Source organism: Sinomonas flava, assembly GCF_039531875.1.
GTDB lineage: Bacteria > Actinomycetota > Actinomycetes > Actinomycetales > Micrococcaceae > Sinomonas > Sinomonas flava.
The window spans coordinates 192,933-212,753 of sequence record NZ_BAAAQW010000003.1 but is presented as its reverse complement, the minus strand read 5'-3'; the positions used below and the strand labels follow the sequence as shown (position 1 = coordinate 212,753).

The 19,821-nt window shown below is 69.2% G+C and carries 20 protein-coding genes, 2 tRNA genes and 1 other RNA gene; 10 read left to right on the top strand and 13 right to left on the bottom strand.

Translation table 11 applies throughout. The annotated features are described in order from the left end of the window. From epsC to msrA, 3 genes are all read right to left on the bottom strand, one after another. The coding region (gene epsC / locus ABD298_RS03680) for a serine O-acetyltransferase EpsC (protein WP_344299034.1) at window positions 1-573 on the bottom strand (573 nt) is incomplete at its 3' end. A 43-nt stretch (window positions 574-616) separates the two neighbouring features. Then, the gene (gene cysK, locus ABD298_RS03675) at window positions 617-1,552 is read right to left on the bottom strand and encodes a cysteine synthase A (RefSeq protein WP_208712726.1); all 936 of its coding nucleotides are present in this window, start codon (window positions 1,550-1,552) and stop codon (window positions 617-619) included. 91 nt (window positions 1,553-1,643) lie between these two features. Next, entirely contained in the window at window positions 1,644-2,168 is a 525-nt protein-coding gene (gene msrA / locus ABD298_RS03670) for a peptide-methionine (S)-S-oxide reductase MsrA (protein ID WP_344298327.1), read from the bottom strand. Window positions 2,169-2,273: 105 nt separating this feature from the next. On the opposite strand from msrA, the gene ABD298_RS03665 reads away from it, so the two are divergent. Both ABD298_RS03665 and ABD298_RS03660 read left to right on the top strand, forming a co-directional pair. Next, window positions 2,274-3,167, top strand: a complete 894-nt coding sequence (locus tag ABD298_RS03665) for a Nif3-like dinuclear metal center hexameric protein (protein WP_344299033.1) — start codon at window positions 2,274-2,276, stop codon at window positions 3,165-3,167. Window positions 3,168-3,238: 71 nt separating this feature from the next. Further along, entirely contained in the window at window positions 3,239-3,973 is a 735-nt protein-coding gene (locus tag ABD298_RS03660; RefSeq protein WP_344298326.1) for a zinc ribbon domain-containing protein, read from the top strand. Window positions 3,974-3,983: 10 nt separating this feature from the next. Here the strand turns inward: ABD298_RS03660 and ABD298_RS03655 are convergent, their stop codons facing one another. Beyond that, window positions 3,984-4,748 carry a YaaA family protein gene (locus ABD298_RS03655; RefSeq protein WP_344298325.1) on the bottom strand — a complete coding sequence of 255 codons (765 nt, stop codon included), beginning with the start codon at window positions 4,746-4,748 and terminating at the stop codon, window positions 3,984-3,986. A gap of 65 nt (window positions 4,749-4,813) precedes the next feature. Between ABD298_RS03655 and rnpB the strand changes: the two genes are divergently transcribed. The 3 genes from rnpB to ABD298_RS03640 all read left to right on the top strand — a co-directional run bounded on the left by rnpB (window position 4,814) and on the right by ABD298_RS03640 (window position 7,180). After that, an RNA gene (rnpB, locus tag ABD298_RS03650) (RNase P RNA component class A) lies at window positions 4,814-5,211 on the top strand. Between the two features lie 234 nt (window positions 5,212-5,445). Continuing rightward, window positions 5,446-6,927, top strand: coding sequence for a glyceraldehyde-3-phosphate dehydrogenase (locus tag ABD298_RS03645; protein ID WP_344298324.1), 1,482 nt, complete (start codon window positions 5,446-5,448; stop codon window positions 6,925-6,927). 52 nt (window positions 6,928-6,979) lie between these two features. Beyond that, on the top strand, window positions 6,980-7,180 hold the full coding sequence (locus ABD298_RS03640; protein ID WP_344298323.1) for a hypothetical protein: 201 nt from the start codon (window positions 6,980-6,982) through the stop codon (window positions 7,178-7,180). Window positions 7,181-7,275: 95 nt separating this feature from the next. On the opposite strand, the gene def is transcribed toward ABD298_RS03640, so the two are convergent. The 3 genes from def to orn form a co-directional block, all read right to left on the bottom strand. Continuing rightward, window positions 7,276-7,938 (bottom strand): peptide deformylase, encoded by a 663-nt coding sequence (gene def / locus ABD298_RS03635; protein ID WP_344298322.1) that lies wholly within the window; start codon window positions 7,936-7,938, stop codon window positions 7,276-7,278. Between the two features lie 87 nt (window positions 7,939-8,025). Continuing rightward, window positions 8,026-8,098, bottom strand: a tRNA-His gene (locus ABD298_RS03630). Between the two features lie 116 nt (window positions 8,099-8,214). After that, complete coding sequence (gene orn / locus ABD298_RS03625; RefSeq protein WP_344298321.1) at window positions 8,215-8,841, bottom strand: oligoribonuclease; 627 nt, start codon at window positions 8,839-8,841, stop codon at window positions 8,215-8,217. 209 nt (window positions 8,842-9,050) lie between these two features. Here orn and mptB point away from each other — a divergent pair, with 209 nt between their 5' ends. Beyond that, the gene (gene mptB / locus ABD298_RS03620; RefSeq protein ID WP_425564292.1) at window positions 9,051-10,538 is read left to right on the top strand and encodes a polyprenol phosphomannose-dependent alpha 1,6 mannosyltransferase MptB; all 1,488 of its coding nucleotides are present in this window, start codon (window positions 9,051-9,053) and stop codon (window positions 10,536-10,538) included. Window positions 10,539-10,646: 108 nt separating this feature from the next. Here the strand turns inward: mptB and ABD298_RS03615 are convergent. Next, a tRNA-Arg gene (locus ABD298_RS03615) sits at window positions 10,647-10,719 on the bottom strand. A gap of 204 nt (window positions 10,720-10,923) precedes the next feature. Between ABD298_RS03615 and ABD298_RS03610 the strand changes: the two genes are divergently transcribed. Together ABD298_RS03610 and ettA are read left to right on the top strand one after the other, a co-directional pair. Further along, entirely contained in the window at window positions 10,924-11,505 is a 582-nt protein-coding gene (locus tag ABD298_RS03610) for a single-stranded DNA-binding protein (protein ID WP_344298320.1), read from the top strand. Window positions 11,506-11,590: 85 nt separating this feature from the next. Continuing rightward, entirely contained in the window at window positions 11,591-13,273 is a 1,683-nt protein-coding gene (gene ettA, locus ABD298_RS03605; RefSeq protein ID WP_344298319.1) for an energy-dependent translational throttle protein EttA, read from the top strand. 69 nt (window positions 13,274-13,342) lie between these two features. Here ettA and ABD298_RS03600 read toward each other — a convergent pair whose 3' ends face one another. Next, on the bottom strand, window positions 13,343-14,245 hold the full coding sequence (locus ABD298_RS03600; protein WP_255405697.1) for an acyl-CoA thioesterase: 903 nt from the start codon (window positions 14,243-14,245) through the stop codon (window positions 13,343-13,345). 73 nt (window positions 14,246-14,318) lie between these two features. Between ABD298_RS03600 and ABD298_RS03595 the strand changes: the two genes are divergently transcribed. Together ABD298_RS03595 and ABD298_RS03590 are read left to right on the top strand one after the other, a co-directional pair. Further along, window positions 14,319-14,822, top strand: coding sequence for an acyl-CoA thioesterase (locus ABD298_RS03595; protein ID WP_344298318.1), 504 nt, complete (start codon window positions 14,319-14,321; stop codon window positions 14,820-14,822). Continuing rightward, on the top strand, window positions 14,819-15,490 hold the full coding sequence (locus ABD298_RS03590) for a DUF8185 domain-containing protein (RefSeq protein ID WP_344298317.1): 672 nt from the start codon (window positions 14,819-14,821) through the stop codon (window positions 15,488-15,490). Before ABD298_RS03595 ends, ABD298_RS03590 begins: the two co-directional genes overlap by 4 nt. Before the next feature lie 64 nt (window positions 15,491-15,554). Here ABD298_RS03590 and ABD298_RS03585 read toward each other — a convergent pair whose 3' ends face one another. The 4 genes from ABD298_RS03585 to pepN form a co-directional block, all read right to left on the bottom strand. Then, complete coding sequence (locus ABD298_RS03585) at window positions 15,555-15,992, bottom strand: globin (RefSeq protein WP_208712712.1); 438 nt, start codon at window positions 15,990-15,992, stop codon at window positions 15,555-15,557. Window position 15,993: 1 nt separating this feature from the next. Next, window positions 15,994-16,689, bottom strand: a complete 696-nt coding sequence (locus tag ABD298_RS03580) for a mechanosensitive ion channel family protein (RefSeq protein WP_344298316.1) — start codon at window positions 16,687-16,689, stop codon at window positions 15,994-15,996. A 76-nt stretch (window positions 16,690-16,765) separates the two neighbouring features. Beyond that, window positions 16,766-17,233, bottom strand: coding sequence for an OsmC family protein (locus tag ABD298_RS03575; protein WP_344298315.1), 468 nt, complete (start codon window positions 17,231-17,233; stop codon window positions 16,766-16,768). 10 nt (window positions 17,234-17,243) lie between these two features. Then, window positions 17,244-19,796, bottom strand: a complete 2,553-nt coding sequence (pepN, locus tag ABD298_RS03570) for an aminopeptidase N (RefSeq protein ID WP_344298314.1) — start codon at window positions 19,794-19,796, stop codon at window positions 17,244-17,246. Window positions 19,797-19,821 lie beyond the last annotated feature (25 nt).

Genomic DNA, 19,821 nt, shown 5'->3' with positions numbered 1-19,821 from the left:
GTAGTAGTACTCCGCCGGATCCACCGCGGGGGTGGTCTCCTTGGCCGCGTCCCGGTGGCGCCAGGTGGCTGGCACTCCCGTGACGATTGAGTTGGGCGGAGCGTCCTTGACCACCACGGCGTTGGCGCCCACGGCGCTTCCGGCCCCGATGGTGATCGGGCCGAGCACCTTCGCCCCGGCGCCGATGGTCACGCCGTCGCCGATAGTAGGGTGCCGCTTGACCTTGGCGAGGGACCGGCCGCCGAGCGTCACTCCGTGGTAGAGGAACACGTCGTCGCCGATCTCCGCCGTCTCGCCGATCACGACGCCCATCCCGTGGTCGATGAAGAACCGTCGCCCGATCGTCGCCCCTGGGTGGATCTCGATGCCGGTGAGAAACCTCCCGGCCTGGGAGATGAGGCGCGCGGCGAAGCGCAGGTCCTCGCGCTGCCACATGGCGTGCGTGAGGCGGTGGATCCAGATCGCATGCAGGCCGGAGTACGCGAGGAAGTTCTCCACGTTGCCCCGGGCCGCGGGGTCATGCGCTGCTGCCGCCTCCAGGTCCTCCCGGAGCCGTGCAACGGTGCGTTTGATCAGAGACACAGATTTCCTTCTGCCGTGGCCGGAGCCAGCGCCCCTAGCCCCGGATGTCGTCGTACAGGACGGTGGAGATGTACCGCTCGCCGAAGTCGCACACGACGGCGACGATGAGCTTGCCCTTGTTCTCCGGCCGCTTCGCGAGTTCGAGCGCTCCCCAGACGATCGCTCCCGAGGAGATGCCGCCGAGGATGCCCTCCTGGGCGGCCAGCGCGCGGGCGGTGGACACCGAGTCCTCGAGGGTGGCGTCGAGCACCTCATCGTACACGTTGGTGTCGAGGATCTCGGGCACGAAGTTCGCGCCGAGGCCCTGGATCTTGTGCGGACCCGCGGGGCCGCCGTTGAGGATCGCGGAGTCCTTGGGCTCGACGGCGACGATCTGCACGCCCGGCTTGCGCTCCTTGAGGACCTGGCCGACGCCGGTGATGGTGCCGCCGGTGCCGATGCCGCTGACGAAGATGTCCACTTCTCCGTCCGTGTCCTTCCAGATCTCCTCCGCAGTCGTGGCACGGTGGACGGCGGGGTTGGCCGGGTTGGCGAACTGCTGGGCCCAGATGGAGTTCTCGGTGTTCGCCACGATCTCCTGGGCCTTCTCGACAGCTCCGCGCATGCCGTCCGAGCCCGGCGTGAGGACGATCTCGGCCCCGTAGGCCCGCAGGAGGACGCGGCGCTCGGTCGACATGGTCTCCGGCATCGTCAGGATGACCTTGTAGCCCCGGGCGGCGCCGACGAGGGCCAGCGCGATGCCCGTGTTCCCGGAGGTGCCTTCCACGATCGTCCCGCCCGGCTTGAGTGCGCCGGCCTTCTCGGCGGCCTCGACGATCGCGACGCCGATGCGGTCCTTGACGCTGTTGGCGGGGTTGTAGAACTCGAGCTTGACGGCGACCTGGGCCTCGAGGCCCTCCGTCAGCCGGTTCAGGCGGACCAGCGGGGTGTTGCCGACCAGCTGCGTGACGTCGTCATAGATGCGTGCCATGAGTCCTTTGCTTCCTGAAGAATGTGGGCGTGACAAGGAGGCCGGGGGGCCCGACTGCGGCTTCAGCCTAGTCAGCCGCCTCCGGGCCCGGCTAGGCAATGAGCCATGCCGAGTAATATTTGCGGGCCTTGGCGAGCTTGGGATTGATGATCACGTGGCAGTACCCGGCGTCCGGGTTCTTCGCGTAGTAGTCCTGGTGGAACTCCTCCGCGGGGTAGAAGGTGCTCGCGCGGGTCACCTCGGTGACGATCGGCGCGTTCCACAGATCCTGGTTCCGTTCGATCGCCGTCTCGAAGAGCGCCCGCTCCTCTTCGGTGAGGTAGAACATCGACGAGCGGTACTGCGTCCCCACGTCGTAGCCCTGGCGGTTGAGGGTGGTGGGATCGTGGAGTGCGAAGAACATGTCGAGGACGACGTCCTGCGGGATCACCTCCTCGTCGAAAGTCACCGCGACGACTTCGGCGTGCCCGGTCATGCCGCTGCAGACGCTGTAGTAGTCGGGATCCGGGAAGTGCCCCCCGATGTAGCCGGAGACGACGGAGCTCACACCCTTGGTCTTCTGGTAGACCGCATCGAGGCACCAGAAGCAGCCTCCGCCCAGAATGAAGGTCTTCATGCTGCCTACAATGTCCGCAGCCCGCGGAAGATTCCCGAGAGAGGACCGCCCCTCGTGTCAGAGCAGACCGGCCCAGACCCCCAGACCGAGAAGGACCCGTCAGCAATGCAGGACGAGGAGGCCCGTGAAAGCCATCGGAATGCGCCCGACGGGGCGTCCGGGCCATCTCTGGCGGACGTGCTCGTGGCCGTCGAAGAACTGTGGCCCGAGTCTCTCTCGGAGGAGTGGGACGCCGTCGGCCTCGTCACGGGTCGCCCGTCCCAGCCCGTGCGCCGGATCCTGTTCTCTGTCGACCCCGTGCTCGAGGTGATCGAAGAGGCCGCGGCCTGGGAGGCGGACCTCGTCATCGCCCACCACCCCCTCCTGCTGCGCGGGGTCACGAGCGTCGCCGCGAACACCCCCAAGGGACGCGCCGTCCACCGCCTCATCGAGTCGGGCATCGCGCTGCTGACGGTGCACACCAACGGCGACTCGGCCGTGGGCGGAGTCTCGGACGTGCTCGCCGACGCCCTCGGGCTCGACCCGGTCGAACCCCTCACCAAGGCCGCGAACGGCCTCCCCGAAGAAGGGATCGGGCGGGTCGGGGACCTCCCGGAGATCACGAGCCTGGGCGACCTCGCGGGACGGCTCTTCGGCGTCCTGCCCGCGGTCGCGGGGGGTGTGCGGGTCTCGGGAGACCGCGATGGCCTCGTGCGGCGCGTGGCGGTCTGCGGCGGCGCTGGAGACAGCCTGTTCGACGCGGTGCGCGAGTCAGGGGCGGACGTCTACGTCACCGCCGACCTGCGCCATCATCCGGCCTCCGAGGCCCGTGAGTCCTCCGCCGACGGACGCCCCTACCTCGTGGACGTCAGCCACTTCGCGAGCGAGTGGCTGTGGCTCCCCGCTGCGGCTGCCGCGCTCGACAACGTGCTCAAGGACCAGGGCCACACCGTGGACATCCGCGTCTCCACCATCAACACCGACCCCTGGGACTTCATCCTGACCCCGAGCGAAGGATAGAGTCGCAGGCCACACAGGCGCTGCGTGGCAGCGCCGTCGAGAGCGCTTCGGCGCGACCGAGGAGGAAGACGATGCCCAAGGCTCCCGCCGCCGAACAGCTCAGGCTCTTGGACCTGGCCGCCCTCGACGCGAAGCTCCACTCCCTGGACGTGCGCCGCCGCGCCCTCGAGGCCGATCCCCGCCTCGGGCCTGCGAAGACGGCCCTCGAGCAGGCTGCGGAGGCGGCGCGGTCAGCGGATGCCCTCGTGGCCAGCGCCGAGGCAGAGCTCGCTGCCGTCGAGGCGAAGGTCGCGGAGGTGTCCACCAGGATCGCCCGCGACGAGTCGCGCCTGTACGCGGGCGGCCTCTCGAAGGACCTCGAGGCCCTTCAGAAGGACATCGCCGGCCTCAGCGCCCGGCAGAGCGACCTCGAGGACACCGAGCTCGAGGTTCTGGAGAAGCTCGACGGGCTCCGCGCAGCCCAGGGTGAAGCAGCGGAAGCTCTCGGGCATGCGCAGGCGTCAAGCCAGGACCTGCGGGACGAGCTCGACGAGCAGCTCGGAGCCATCGCCCAGGAGCGCTCCGCAGTGGCACGGCAGCGCTCGGACTTCGCCCGCGGGATCGACGCCGGGCTCTTGGACGTCTACGAGAAGACCCTCGCCAAGCGCGGCGTGGGCGCGGCCAGGCTGTTCCACGGGACGTCCGAGGGCTCCGGCATGGCGCTGAGCCCCGGGGACCTGGCCGCCATCCGCTCCGCAGCTGAAGACGAGATCGTGTTCTGCCCGGACTCGGGGTGCATCCTTGTCCGCTCGCCGGAGTGGAGCTAGGGCGGAAGGATCAGTCCCGAAGGATGAGGGCGAGGGAGCTGGGCTTCCGCGCTGTCGCCGGCACAAGCTCGGCTTCCCAGCCTTCGCAGGCGACGGCGAGCAGCGCCTCGGGCGTGGCGGGCGCGGTCCCGCGGCGCCTGAGCAGGTGGCGGACGAACTCCCCCCGGTGGTGCTTGGCGAAATGGCTCACCACGCTGCGCTTCCCATCGCGCTCGCGGAAGACATCGACGCTCACCGTCGACGCCGGCGGGGGAGCGTAGGCCGCGGCGTAGGTGCTCGACCGGCAGTCGACAACAAGCCCGTCCCCCGCCCGAGTGGCCAGCGCCTCTGCAAGCCGCGGCTTCCAGAACGCGGCGAGGCGCCCCAGCCCCGGCAGTGCGGTAGACATCGACAGCCGGTACGCGGGAACGGCGTCGGCGAAGCCCACCGCCCCCCACAGCGCCGACACGACGACGATCCACTCGTCGGCGCGGCGACGCTGGGCTGGGGTGAGGGAGCGGTACCCCAAGGCCTCGTACAGAACCCCCGAGTACACGAGGTGCGCCGGCCCCGCCGGTTCGGTCAGGAGCCGGAGGTTCCGCTCGACGTCGTGCGCGAGCGAGGCACCCACGCCGAGGGCTTCGAGCGCGTCGTCGCGGCCGCTCACCTCCGTGAGCGCCTCGATGACCTCCTTCCGCGCCACCTCGAGCGCGGGAAAGCTCAGCGCGGAGAGGTCGACGGCGGGACCCGGCGGCGCGGGCGTCTTGCCCTCGGAGGGCGGAAGGAGGATGAGCACCCGCCGAATCCTACCGTCGCTGCCGTCAGAGGCAGGCCAGTGCAGCTAGACTTGACGGTCGAGGACAGGTCGGCTGGGCGACCGCGGGGCGGCTCCATCGGGGCCGCCGCGAGGAAAGTCCGGGCTCCACAGGGCAGGGTGGTGGGTAACGCCCACTCGGGGCAACCCGCAGGCCAGTGCCACAGAAAGCAGACCGCCACCGTCGCCGTGCCGCAGGCGCAGCGACGGCGGTAAGGGTGAAACGGTGGTGTAAGAGACCACCAGCTCCCCGGGTGACCGGGGAGGCTCGGTAAACCCCACCCGGAGCAAGGCCAGACAGGGCGCGTGACCAGGGCTGCCCGCCCGAGCGCCCGGGTAGGCCGCTCGAGGCCGCCGGCAACGGCGGTCCTAGATGGATGGTCGCCTCCCGCGCCAGGGCAACCCGACGCGGAGACAGAACCCGGCTCACAGGCCGGCCTGTCCTCACTCGCACAGGATCCTGAACTCTCAAGGATCCTCCAGCCGCGAAAACGAGAGCCTGTGAGTGACTTCACAGGCGCCCGGGGGTGCCCCCCGATCCGCCCCACGTACACTGGAAGTGAACGTAGAAGTTCTCGAGCCGGGCTCTGCGATCGCAGGCCCGGCTCTCCCATGACCTCGGGCCACCCTGCCCGGGGGCACGCGCACGAGGGAGTGCGCGAACAGAGAAAGGCACCTTGTGAGCACAACGACGGAATCCGCACTCGGCACCTGGATCGGACGCGAAGCGGCCGCTGAGGAGATGATCCCGATCATCGGTCGCCTCTACCGCCAGAACAACGTGGTCACCTCGGTCCACGGCCGGAGCCTCATCAACCAGTCCGTGGTCGGCCTGCTCAAGGCGCACCGCTGGGCCCGCCAGATCGACAGCGAAGAACTCAGCCTCGAGGAGACGCTGCCCATCCTCAAGGCGCTCGACTCCCTGGAGCTGGGTGCCGCATCGATCGACCTCGCCCGCCTCAACGAGAAGTTCCGCGCCGAGGGCCAGGCCCTCGGGCTCGAGGAGTTCCTCCGCGCTGAACTCGCCGAGATCGTCGGCAAGCGCGGCGCCGACCCGCGCACCAGCACCGACGTCGTGCTCTACGGCTTCGGCCGCATCGGCCGCCTCGTGGCCCGTATCCTCATCGAGCACGCCGGCGGCGGCCACGGCCTCCGCCTCCGGGCTATCGTGGTCCGCAAGGGTTCCGACAAGGACCTCGTCAAGCGTGCGAGCCTCCTGCGCCGCGACTCGGTGCACGGTGCCTTCGAGGGCACGATCACGGTCGACGAGGAGAACAACACCATCCTCGCCAACGGCACGCTCATCCAGGTCATCTACTCGGACAGCCCCGCCTCGGTGGACTACACCCAGTACGGCATCGACAACGCCATCGTGGTGGACAACACCGGCCGGTGGCGTGACGAGGAGGGCCTGTCCCAGCACCTGCAGAGCAAGGGCGTGGCCCGGGTGCTCCTCACTGCGCCGGGCAAGGGCTCGCTGCCGAACATCGTCCACGGCATCAACCACGGTGCGATCTCGGCCGAGGACAAGATCGTCACCGCGGCCTCCTGCACCACGAACGCGATCACCCCGGTGCTCAAGGCCGTCAACGACAAGTACGGTGTCGTGCACGGCCACGTCGAGACGGTCCACTCGTTCACGAACGACCAGAACCTCATCGACAACTTCCACAAGGGCAACCGCCGCGGCCGTGCCGCCGGCCTCAACATGGTGATCACCGAGACCGGCGCTGCGAAGGCCGTCGCGAAGGCACTCCCCGAGCTCGCCGGCAAGCTCACGGGCAACGCGATCCGCGTCCCCACCCCGGATGTTTCGATGGCCGTGCTCAACCTCAACCTCGAGCACGAGGCGACCAAGGACGAGGTCAACGCCTACCTCCGCGAGATGTCCCTGCACTCGGACCTGCGCAAGCAGATCGACTACATCGACTCGCCCGAGGTCGTCTCCACCGACTTCGTCGGCTCCCGCCGCGCCGGCATTGTCGACGGCCTCGCCACGATCTCGACCGGCAAGAACCTCGTCCTGTACGTCTGGTACGACAACGAGTTCGGCTACTCCTGCCAGGTGGTCCGCGTCCTCGAGGAGATGGCGGGCGTGAACGCGCCTTCCTTTCCCGTGCAGCCGGTGACGGACGACGCGGTGTTGGCAACAACTCGGTAGCAATCGGCACGGTCTCTGGCTTCTCCGCCCGCCACGGGGGCAAGATGCACCTATGGAAGCAACGGAGCATGAGAGCACGCTCGAGCATGCGCTCGACGTCGCCAGAGCCAACGCCAAGCAGGCCAAACTGCTCGTGGACCACGCCAAGGCGCGCCTCGCGTCCGGGGAAGTCACACCGGAACGCGTCGCCCAGCTGGAGGAACTCCAGCGGGTGGCGGATGAGGACCTCCAGCGCGTGATCCGCGAGCAGTAGGGGCCCCTGCCGCCGGAAGGCCCCAGGCACGTACGACGACGAAGGGCGCCGCACCCAGGTGCGGCGCCCTTCGTCGTGCTCAGGCAGGCGTGGAATCAGACGTGGGTGTGCCCACCCTCCGCGGGGCCTTCATGGCTGTGCTCGTGCCCGTGCTCGTGGTCCTGTTCGTGCGCGTGGTCGTGGTCGTCATGGCCGAACGGGTCGGGGTCGACGCCGGGCATCCAGGTGAGCCCGGGGACTCCCCAGCCGTGCTTGCGCGCGGCACGACGGGCCTTCTTCGCGTACCGCTCGATGAGCCGATCCACGTACAGCTTGCCGTCGAGGTGGTCGTACTCGTGCTGCATGACGCGGGCGAACCAGCCGGTGGCCACGAACTCGACGGGACGGCCGTCTCCGTCGAAGCCCTCGACCTTCGCCCACTCCGCCCGCTGGAGCGGGTATCCCTCGCCGGGGAAGGACAGACAGCCCTCTTCGTCGTCCTCAGGGTCGGGGGCCGCGCCTGAGACCTTCCCGAGGGTGAGGCGTGGGTTCACGACGACGCCGCGGGGCGGGACGCCGTCGTCGTTGGCGAACTTGTAGACGAAGATCCTCAGCCCGACCCCGATCTGGGGCGCCGCCAGGCCCACGCCGTGCGCGGCGTCGTTCGTCTCGTGCATGTCCTCGATGAGGGTCCGCAGCGCGTCGTCGAACTCGGTCACCTCGGCGGCCCGCCGGTGGAGCACGGGCTCGCCCCAGACGGTGATGGGATGGACGGTCACGCGGGACTCCTCTCTCGGAACGCACACGAGGCCGCCGGGACGGATCCCAAGCGGCCTCGTGGCTGGCCGGAGAACCGGCCTCTTCGGGGTGAGTAACGGGGCTTGAACCCGCGACCTTCTGGACCACAACCAGACGCTCTGCCAACTGAGCTATACCCACCGTGGTGGCTTCCGGGGCGTTCTGCCCGGCGAAAGCAACGAGAAATAGTCTACCTGCTGTTTGGAGTGGTCATGACCAAATCAGCACTCGCCGACGAACTTTTTCCGCTGTGGAGGTCACGCTGTGCCGGCTTGTGGCCGACCCGCGACGATGCGCTGGGCGATCGCCTGGGCGGCGGCGCTCTCCGGGCCGGGAGCGGGGACAAAGACGGCTTCCCGGTAGAAGCGGAGCTCATCGATCGAGTCCCGGATGTCGCCCAGTGCCCGGTGGTTGCCCGTCTTCGCGGGCGATTGGAAGTAGGCCCTCGGGTACCAGCGCCGGGCCAGTTCCTTGATCGTCGAGACATCGATGACGCGGTAGTGGAGGTGGCCGACCACCTGCGGCATGTCGCGGGCGAGGAAGAGCCGATCGGTACCCACGGAGTTCCCGCCGAGCTGCGCCCTGTTGGGCTCGGGCACCCACGCCCGGATGTACTCCATCACCTTCGCCTCGGCCTCCTCGAGCGTCAGCCCGTGCGGCAGGGCGTCGATGAGCTTGGAGTCCGTGTGCATCCGGCGGACGAAGTCACTCATGCCCGCAAGCGCGGACTCCGTGGGCTTGATCACGACGTCGACGCCATCGCCGAGAATGTTCAGCTCCGAGTCCGTGACGAGCACGGCGACCTCGATGAGGGCATCGGCGACGGGATCAAGGCCCGTCATCTCGCAGTCGATCCAGACAATATGTTCATTGGTGATGGGCACCCGCCCAGACTACCGTCCGATGCCCGGCAGCCCGGCGTCGTGCGCGGCGCCGATGCTACGATGAAACGGCCGCCGCGCCTGCGCGTGCGCAGGCCAACTGACCCGATGCGGGCTCCGGACCATGAGCCCACCTGTCGAAGAACGGACGCGCGATGTCTCTGCCCTCCCAGCCCCTCGCCCGATCGGGCATGGACGGTGAGGGCCCTGAGATGGCCGATCCGAAATGGCCGCTGCTGTCCGGATTCGCGGGCTCCCTCGCCGTGATGATCGGCTCCTTCGGAGTCGGCTGGCTCGCTCCCGCGTCCGAGCTGCGCCGCTACACGCTCTTCATCTGGATGCGCACCGAGATCCTCGGCGTCGTGATCAGCATCGTGCTGCTGGCGTTCGGCGGGATGCTGCTCGTGCGCTCCTGGCTGAGGCTCGGGCAGTCGGTGAGGGTCTGGGGGAGCCGGGCCCGCAAGGCCACCCTCGCCGCCTTCGCACTCTGGGGCGGCCCGATGCTGTTCACGGTGCCGCTGTTCAGCCGCGACGTCTACTCCTACATCGGCCAGGGTCGCCTGATGCATGAGGGCCTCAACCCGTACGAGGTGGGCATCTCGGCCCTGTCGAACTACTACCAGCTCGGCGCCGACAAGATGTGGAGCGAGGCACCGACGCCGTACGGGCAGCTGTACCTCTGGATCGAGCAGTTCGTCGTGTGGGCGACCAATGTGCAGCCCGAGGCGAGCGTGTTCCTGTTCCGGCTCGTCTCGCTCGTGGGCGTCGCCCTCGTGGCTGTGTACGTTCCCAAGCTCGCCTCACTGCACGGCATCAACCCGCACCGGGCCCTGTGGCTGACGGTCGCCAACCCCCTCTTCCTGACCAACTTCATCGCCGCGGTCCACAACGACGCCCTCATGGTGGGGCTCGCGGTGGCGGGCGTGTACTACGTCGCGGTCCACAGACCGCTCCTCGGCATCGTGCTCGTGACGCTCTCGGTCTCCGTCAAGCCGATCACGGCGCTGCTCCTGCCGTTCCTCGCGCTCATGTGGGCGGGCCGAAGAGCCTCCTGGCCGCGGAAGGTGCTCTATCTCCTGGTCACCGGGGCGCTCTCCTTGGGGCTCCTGTACGCCATGAGCCTGCCCAATGGGTTCGGCTTCGGCTGGATCAGCGGGCTCGCGGCCCCAGGCAGCGTGTCGATCTGGTACGCCCCAGTGGGGATGATCGGCATGATGGTCTCCACGCTCACCGCCTCAGTGGGGCTCGGGTGGCTCGACGTCGACCGGGTCGTGTTCAACCTCGGCAAGGTCGTGGCGCTCGGCATCGTCGCCTGGCAGCTCCTCCGCGGCACGCACGACCGCCTGGTGCGGCGCATGACTCTGGCCTTCGCTGCTGTGGTGCTCCTGTCGCCCATGATCCAGGCGTGGTACATCGTGTGGCTCATCCCGTTCTTCGCGGTGACCGGCATCCGCGACGACTGGCAGGTGAAGACGCTGTACTTCATCGTCTCGTTCTTCATGATCTATGGGATCTCGGACCAGCTCGACGTCTTCCCCTACCTGCAGGAAGGCGACAACCAGCTGGCGCTGGCCATCGCGCGCAACACCGCGGCACTCATCGCGCTGCTCTTCGCGCTGTACCTCATCTTCATCGACCCGAAGACGCGCAAGCTCTTCAGGCCCAGCGGTCGCTCCCTCCTCGCCCGCGTGTTCCCCTAGGAATCGGATCCGGGGGCCTGTCTGGCTGCTCCGCGGTCCAAAGGCGGCCGTTGCGGCCGACGCAGACAGGAAGGGCCCGGCGCCTTACGGCGTCGGGCCCTTCACGGGCGCCCCAGGAGGGAATCGAACCCCCGACCAAGAGATTAGAAGGCTCCTGCTCTATCCTCTGAGCTACTGGGGCCGGCTGTGAAAGTCTATCCCGGCGGCGCCCGCGGCAGCGCACCGGCCCGGGCCGGGGGATCAGCAGCCCTCTTCTCCTCCACAGACGCACGCCTCGGCGTGTCGTCCACATACGCGCCCCCGATCCTCGTGCTTCTGAATCCCCGCGGACAGGGTGGTGTCAGGCCTCCCAGCCGGGGACGGCCACGGATCGGAGGTCTTGGCTATGAGCAACACCGTCACGCTGCGAGGCTGGGTCGGCACCGACCCGACCAAGGGATTCACGAAGGCCAACACGTTTTACACCCGCTTCAGGCTCTCGGTAAGCGAGGGCCACTTCGACCGCGAGCGAGGCGCGTGGGTCGACACCCACACGAGCTGGTACACGGTCGTCTGCTTCGGTGCATTTGCCCAGAACGTGGCGGAAAGCGTCCGGAAGGGGCAGCGGGTCATCGTGATGGGGAAGATCCGGGTCGCGACCTGGCAGAGGGCAGATGGGACTTATTCGAAGGACGTCGATCTCATGGCCAGCTCGGTCGGGCACGACCTCGCCCTCGGCATTGCTGTCTGGAATCGGCGCCGCGACGAGCCGGCGGGGCGCACGTCCGCCATCCCGCTGGCCCACATCGAGGGCGTGGGGCCGGTGGACCCGGCCACCGGGGAGCTTCCCGAGATGCCGTTCGACCCTGACGAGCCGCCGTTCGGAGACGTCCCTGACTACCCGGAGCTCGAGGCCCGCGACGTTCCGGCCCTGGAAGACCGCCCGAGCGACGAGCTTGGACCGGAACAGCGGCTGCTCTCGGCCTGAGCACCCGCCGGAGCGGAGGGGCCACACAGGCCTCCCCGCCCCGGCGGATGTGTGATCGCCAGCCGCACCCACTAGATTTAAGGCCATGGCGGAATTCATCTACACCATGACCAAGGCCCGGAAGGCAGTGGGCGACAAGGTCATCCTCGACGACGTGAGCATGTCGTTCTTCCCCGGGGCCAAGATCGGCGTCGTGGGGCCGAACGGTGCCGGCAAGTCGACGATCCTCAAGATCATGGCCGGACTCGACACACCCTCGAACGGGGAGGCACGGCTTTCCCCGGGCTATTCGGTCGGCATCCTGCTCCAGGAGCCACCTCTGAACGAGGAGAAGACGGTGCTCGGCAACGTGCAGGAAGGCGTGGGGGAGATCTACGCCAAGATCCAGCGCTTCAACGAGATCTCCGAAGAGATGGCGAACCCTGACGCGGACTACGACGCGCTCCTCGAGGAGATGGGCAAGCTCCAGGAAGCCATCGACGCCGCCGACGCCTGGGATCTCGACTCGCAGCTCGAGCAGGCAATGGACGCCCTGCGCTGCCCTCCGGGAGATGCCGACGTCCGGGTGCTCTCGGGTGGTGAGCGCCGCCGCGTGGCCCTCTGCAAGCTTCTCCTGCAGAAGCCCGACCTCCTGCTCCTCGATGAGCCCACCAACCACCTCGACGCGGAGAGCGTGCTCTGGCTCGAGCAGCACCTCTCGACCTACCCGGGCGCGGTTCTCGCCGTGACCCACGACCGCTACTTCCTCGACCACGTCGCAGAGTGGATCTGCGAGGTCGACCGTGGGCGCCTGTACCCGTACGAGGGGAACTACTCGACCTACCTCGAGAAGAAGCGCGCACGCCTCGAGGTCCAGGGCAAGAAGGATGCGAAGCTCGCCAAGCGGCTCGCGGAGGAACTCGACTGGGTCAGGTCGAACGCCAAGGGGCGCCAGACCAAGTCGAAGGCCCGCCTCGCCCGGTACGAGGAGATGGCCGCGGAGGCTGAGCGCACCCGCAAGCTCGACTTCGAAGAGATCCAGATCCCGCCGGGCCCGCGCCTCGGCCAGCTCGTCGTGGAGGCAAAGGACCTCAAGAAGGGCTTCGGGGACCGCACGCTCATCGACGGGCTCTCCTTCTCCCTGCCGCGCAACGGCATCGTCGGCGTGATCGGGCCCAACGGCGTGGGCAAGACCACCCTGTTCAAGACCCTCGTCGGGCTCGAGCCACTGGACGCTGGCGATCTCAAGATCGGCGATTCGGTCAAGATCTCCTACGTGGACCAGAGCCGCGGCGGCATCGACCCCAACAAGACCCTCTGGGAGGTCGTCTCCGATGGCCTCGACCACATCCAGGTCGGCCAGGTCGAGATGCCCTCGCGTGCCTACGTCTCCGCGTTCGGCTTCAAGGGGCCGGACCAGCAGAAGAAGGCCGGCGTGCTCTCCGGCGGTGAGCGCAACCGGCTCAACCTCGCGCTCACGCTCAAGCAGGGCGGCAACCTCCTGCTCCTCGACGAGCCGACCAACGACCTCGACGTCGAGACGCTCTCGAGCCTGGAGAACGCGCTCCTCGAGTTCCCGGGCTGCGCCGTGGTCGTGTCCCACGACCGGTGGTTCCTCGACCGCGTCGCGACGCACATCCTCGCGTACGAGGGGACTGAGGAGAACGAGGCCAACTGGTACTGGTTCGAAGGCAACTTCGAGTCATACGAGCAGAACAAGGTCGAGCGGCTCGGTCCTGACGCCGCCAAGCCCCACCGGGTGACCCACCGCAAGCTCACGCGCGACTAGCATCGCCCTGGCTGCCACGGCGGAAGGCCGGACTCCACGCGGAGCCGGCCTTCCGCCGTCGTGCGTGGGCTAGGCGGGTCCGTCGAGATAGGGCAGGCGGATCATCCCCTCCTGGGCGACGCTCGCGACATGCACGCCGCGGCGGTCGAAGATCTTCCCGGCACCGAGGCCCCGTGCGCCTTGAGCGCTGGGCGCCTCCTGGACGTATAGGAGCCAGTCGTCGACCCGGACGGGCCGGTGCCACCACATGGCGTGGTCGAGGCTTGCGACGCTCATCCCGGGTGTGATCCAGGAGAGGCCGTGCCGCCGCAGCACGGGTTCGAGCAGGGTGTAGTCGCTCGCGTAGGCGAGAGCAGCGCGGTGCAGGCCGTCGTCGTCCGGCATGGCGTCGAAGGTCTTCATCCACACGGCGTTGCGTGCAACGTGGGGGCCAGCCGCCGAGACGTACATGGCCGGGTCCACGTGGCGGATGTCGAAGGGCCGGTCGAAGGCCCAGTACTGCGCCACGGGGTGGTCGATCTCGCCGAGGAGGTCGGCGGTGCTCGGCAGCGTCTCGGGGTCCGGGATGCCCTCCGGCATCGCAGACTGGTGCTCGACCCCGTCGGCCTCGATCTGGAACGACGCGATCATGGACAGGATCGGGACTCCGTCCTGGTACGCGTGGACCTGCCGTGCCGAGAACGACCTCCCGTCGCGAAGCCGCTCGACTCCGAAGGTGATCGGTTTGTCCGCATCCCCCGGCCGCAGGAAGTAGGCGTGGATGGAGTGGACCGGGCGCCCATCAGCCACCGTGCGTGATGCGGCGATGAGGCTCTGGGCGAGCACCTGGCCGCCGAAGACGCGGTGCCGCGGCTGCCGCTCGCTCGGTCCGACGAAGACGTCCTTGTCCGTCCGGGCGCCCCCGAGGTCGTCGAGGTCCAGAAGGGTCAGGAGGGCGCCGGTGCTGCCGGCTCGGTGCGCGGGGCTGGTCATGCCCACGACACTAGACGGCGCGGGCGGCGGCGGCCAAGGAGGTCCGCGGGGCGTCGGGTGCGAAGATGGGACCATGTCCTCGGTCTACCGGTTCCCTCTCCAGCTGCGCTTCGGCGACGTCGACTCCTACGGGCACGTGAACAACGTGCGCTTCCTCCAGTTCCTCGAGGACGCTCGGGTCCACTGGCTCCGCGAGCCGCTGCGGGTGCCCGCGGCGGGCGCCTCCACGATGGCTGGACTCGTCACCGAGGAGAACTTCACGCTGGTCGGAAGGCACGAGATCGAGTACATGGCGCCGCTCATGTACCGGCGCGAGCCGGTCGCCGTGGACCTCTGGGTGACGCGCGTGGGCGGCTCGAGCTTCGACCTCGGGTACACCGTCCGCGAGCCGGACGGCCCTGACCTGTATGCCTACTGCTCGACCTCGATGGTCCTCGTGAGCCGCTCCAGCGGCCGTCCCGTCCGCCTGCCCGCCGCTCTGCGTGCCGAGTTCGACGAGTTCGCCGGGCCGCCCGTGCCGTTCAGGCGCCGGCCGCCCCTGCCGGCAGCTGTGGCCACGAAGGGAGAGGGTGCATGAGCGCCGCCGACATCCAGACCGCCCTCGACTTCGGCGACCCGCGTGCTGTGGCCGACCTGCGCACCTTCTTGGCGCGCGCCCGGGCCGTGGAGGATGGCGCCGTGCGCTTCCAGGCTGTCGGGGGAGTGCTCGCCGTCTACGTGTGCGTCCTGAGCCCCCGCGTCCTCGGCGAGGCAACTCCGACGGTGCTGGGCCTGCGCACGGTCGCGCTCGCGCGGCCCGCGGAGCTGGACGCCACCGTGGCGATCGCCTCGGTCTTCGACCGGTTCGCGCGCCTCGGCGAGGATGCCACACTGCTGGACGTCCCGCCGTCGCACGTCCGCACCCCCTGGGCCGCGGTGAGCCCGCCGCGCGGGCCCTGGCGGCCGCTGGGGCGCCTCGACGCCCAGAAGATCGGGGCAGCGGCGGCGGCGGGCATCGCCGAGGTGGCCGGTGCCGTCTCAGACCGTTCCGGCTCCGCGGCGGTCCACAGCGTGCGGGCTGCGGTGTGGGGGAGGGACCTCGAGGGAACCCCCGGTGTGCCTGCGGGCGCCGCCTTCGCGGCGCACACGCTTGGGTTCGCCGCAGCGGCGGAACCGCTGGACCTGTTCGAGGCCGGCCCCTGGGTCAGGCTCTCCTCACACCGCGGGCATGTGCTGTGCCGCAGGCCGTCGCTGCTCGGGACGTGAAGGCGCCGCGCCGGCGCGGAAGCTGCCGCGCCGGCGCGCGGCGCCCTCGCGTGGACGGGCGGGCTCAGTCCTCGAAGGAGTTCACGAGGGAGTGCGCGGCGCGCTCGAGGTAGTCCCACAGCGTGGCCTCCTGGAGCGGCGGCAGCCCGAGGGCGTCCACGCCGGTGCGCATGTGCGCGAGCCAGCGGTCCCGTGCCTCCGGGTTCACCTTGTAGGGCATGTGCCGCATCCGCAGGCGCGGGTGTCCCCGCTCCGCACTGTAGGTGCCCGGACCGCCCCAGTACTGCTCGAGGAACATCGTCAGGCGCCGCTTGGCCGGTTCGAGGTCCTCCTCGGGGTACATCGGCCGGAGGACCGGGTCCTCCGCCACGCCCTGGTAGAACACGTCCACGAGCCTGACGAAGGTCTCGTGGCCACCGATCTGGTCGAAGAAGCTCGCCGCGGGGACACCGCCCCGCAGAAGGTCCGGACGTCCCTCCCCCGGGACTCCGGGAGTCGTCATCTCACTCACCCGAACGCTGCCCTCCGTTGCTGTCCTGGGCGGTGCTGCCGGTCCGCTCGCCCTTCTCACCATTGTCGCCCGTGCTGTGGCCGTTCGCGGCCACGGGGACGTAGGTGCCCTGCGACCGGTTCCCCACGCGGAGGATCTCGCCGTTGCGCAGGTACCAGACCGTTCCGTCGTCGGCCCGGACCCTCGTGATGCGCAGGCCCACGGACTCCACGGTGCCCACCACCTCGCCGGCACCGGTCTCGATGACGTCCCCGATCCCGAACTGGTCCTCGAGGGTGATGAAGATGCCTGCGAGGAAGTCCCGGATGAGCTGCTGCGCGCCGAAGCCGATGGCGACACCGAGGATGCCGACGCTCGTCAGCAGCGGGGCGAGGTCCACGCCAAGGGCCCGGAGCACATACATCCCCACGATCGTGGAGATGATGGCCGCGACCGTGCTGTTCAGGAGCGAGCCGATCGTTGCGGCCCGCTGTGCGCGGCGCTCGGAGTCCAGAGCCCGCAGCGCGGGGGCCGCCCACCGGAACAGGCGGTGCTCGGCCAGCTGCGGGCCTGCGAGGATGCGCTTGACGATCTGGCGGATGACGAACGTCGCCACGAGCCACACGATCAGCCCGGCGCCTACCGCCAAGCCCACTTCGATGAGCTTCTCGTTGAAGGTCGCGACAGCGGTATCGATGTCCTCGGACACAGGCAGGAGCCTCCTGGGGATGGGGGGTGCATCGGACCCGTCTACCCTATCGGGCCCCGGCCGTGGCCGGTGGCCTTCACGGCCCTTCGGGGAGATGCCTCACAGGGAAGTTCACCGAACGCGCAATGAAGCACACGTCGTGTGCCTCCTCGTGGAGACGGTCCGCGAGCGCCCGCTGCGACTCGTCGGCGAGGCCGACCCGGGGATGGAGGACGACCGAGGTGAACTCGCCGCTGCCGTCCCGGTTGAGATGCATTGTCCCCTCGGCCCTGTCCTCATAGGAGACCACAGTGACCCCGTGGGTCACTGCCACGTGCAGGTACGAGAGCATGTGGCACTGTGCGAGCGCCGTCAGGAGCAGCTGCTCGGGGTTGTACCTGTCGCGGTCGCCCCGGAATGTCGGGTCGGCTGACCCGGGCAGCACGGGCAGGCCCGGAAGCGTGATGTCATGCTCGCGGCCATACTCGCGGTAGCCGGAGGTCCCGGAGCCGCGGTTGCCCGTCCACGTCACTGCGACGGTGTAGTGGTGGTCACCGATTGCCATGGCGGTCAGGCTACCGGTCCGCGGCCTGCGCACGCAGCGCCCGTGCGACGCCGTCGCGGTTCTCGAGCATCATGCGGCGCAGGGCGGCCTGGTCGTCGCGCAGGGAGGCGAGGAATGCATCCGTCCGCTCGAGCGTCTCCGGCGTGGTCTGCCGCGCCGGGTAGAGGCCGACGACGATCTGCTGGGCGAGCGCGTGCGTCCTCTCGGCGACGATGCCGGGAACGGCCTCGAAGTAGCGCTCCGTGAACGGGGCGAGCAGGCCGGCGTCGTGCGCGCGCACGAAGCCGTTGATGGCGGCCTGCTGCATCGCGTTCGAGAGGTCGCCGCGCACGACGACCGCCTCCCACGTCTCCTCCTTGGCCTCCCGGGTGGGCCGCGCCGCCGTCGCGAGTGCCGCTGCGCACTGCCCGGTGGAGGTGTTGTCCCGTGCGAGCTCCTCGTCGATCCGTTCCTGCCCGATGGCTCCTCCTGCTGCCAGCGAGGCGATGAACTCCCACCGAAGGTCCTGGTCGACCACGAGGCCCGGCACCTCGACCGAGCCGTCGAGCAGCCCTGCGACCGCCTCGAGGTGCTCGGGCGCTGCCGCGAGCCCGGAGAAGGCCTTGGCGAACTGCAGCTGGGAGTCCGAACCGGCAGCCGCCTCGCGTGCCAGGTCCCAGAGGCGCGCAGCCGTCGCGCCCTTCGTCTCGGACCGGGCCTCGGGAGCGACGTAGAAGTCGAGCGTCGTCGCGAGCTGCCGCAGGAGCGTCTGCACCACTGACGCGTCGGATTCGGAGCCGATGTTGGACAGGACCAGGTCGACGTACCCGCGCGCCGGGCTCTCGCCGTCCCGCGCGCCGTCCCAGGCTGAGCCCCAGACCAGGGCCCGCGGGAGGCTCTCGGTGATGTCCTTGAGGCCCGCGGTGGCGGTCACCAGGGAGACGGCGTCCAGACGCACCTTCGCGAAGGCGAGGTCGTCGTCGTTCAGGAGCACGAGGACGGGGCGGCGCAGCCCTGCGAGGTCCGGCACCTCGGTCAGCTCGCCCTCGACGTCGAGTTCGGTGCGGTGGGTCCGCACGAGCGAGCCGGCGCCGTCGTGCTCGTAGAAGCCGATCGCGAGGCGGTGCGGGCGGATGGTCGGGTACTCGGCCACAGCACTCTGGCTCACGGCGAAGCGCAGGATGCGGCCGTCGTCGTCCGTCTCGATCTCGGGGGAGAGCGTGTTCACGCCGGCGGTCTCCAGCCACGCCTGGCCCCAGGCGGTGAGGTCCCGTCCGCTGGCCGCCTCGAGCTCCGCCATGAGGTCCGCGAGGACGGTGTTGCCCCACGCGTGCTTCGCGAAGTAGCGGCGCACGCCCTCCATGAACTTCTCCTGCCCCACCCACGCGACGAGCTGCTTGAGGACGGAGGCTCCCTTGGCGTACGTGATGCCGTCGAAGTTGACCTCGACGTCTGCGAGGTCGGTGATGTCGGCGAAGATGGGGTGCGTCGTGGGGAGCTGGTCCTGGCGGTAGGCCCAGGACTTCTCCACGGACGCGAAGGTGGTCCACGCGTGTCGGAAGTCAGTCGCCTCGGCGGCGGCGAGGTGGGACATGAACTCGGCGAAGGACTCGTTGAGCCAGAGGTCATCCCACCAGCGCATAGTCACGAGGTCGCCGAACCACATGTGCGCGAGCTCGTGCAGGACGGTGATGGCGCGGCGCTCGACTGTGGCCTGCGTCGGCTTCGAGCGGAAGACGTAGCTCTCGAGGATCGTGACTGCCCCGGCGTTCTCCATCGCGCCGGCGTTGAACTCAGGGACGAAGAGCTGGTCGTACTTCTCGAACGGGTACTCGCAGCCGAATTCGCGCTCGTAGAACTCGAATCCGGCCTTGGTCAGGGAGAAGATGTTCTCCGCGTCGAGGTACTCCATGAGCGACCTGCGCGCGAAGACTCCGAGCGGGATCGTCCTGCCGGCGGAGTTGACGAGCTCGTCGTGCACGCTCTCGTAGGGGCCTGCGACCAGGGCGGTGACGTAGCTCGAGATGCGTCCGGTCGGGGGGAAGTCCCAGACCGCGGCCTCCGGGGCGCCGGCAGGCTGCGGCTGCGGCGTGGGGGAGTTGGACACGACCCTCCAGCGCGACGGCGCGGTGACCGTGAAGCGGAAGGCGGCCTTGAGGTCGGGCTGCTCGAAGACGGCGAAGACCCGGCGGGAGTCGGGGACCTCGAACTGCGTGTACAGGTAGACCTCGCCGTCGGCCGGATCGACGAAGCGGTGCAGGCCCTCGCCCGTGTTCATGTAGGGGGCGTCGGCGTCGACGACCAGCTCGTTCTCGCCCTTGAGCGAGGGCAGCTGGATGCGGACGCCGTCGCTGACGCGGGCCACGTCGAGCGCCTCGCCGTTGAGTGTCACCGAGCGCACCGTGTCCGTGATCGCGTCGATGAACGACGACGAGCCCTCCTGCGCGGCGAAGCGCACCGTGGTGCGGGAGGCGAAGACCCGGTCGCCGCGCGTGAGGTCCAGCTCGACGTGGTAGGAGTCCACCCGCCGGATGGCCTTCGCGCGCTCCTGCGCTTCGGATCGGGTGAGGTTCGTCCCTGGCATCGTGCCTCCAAACGTCTGTGCTGCG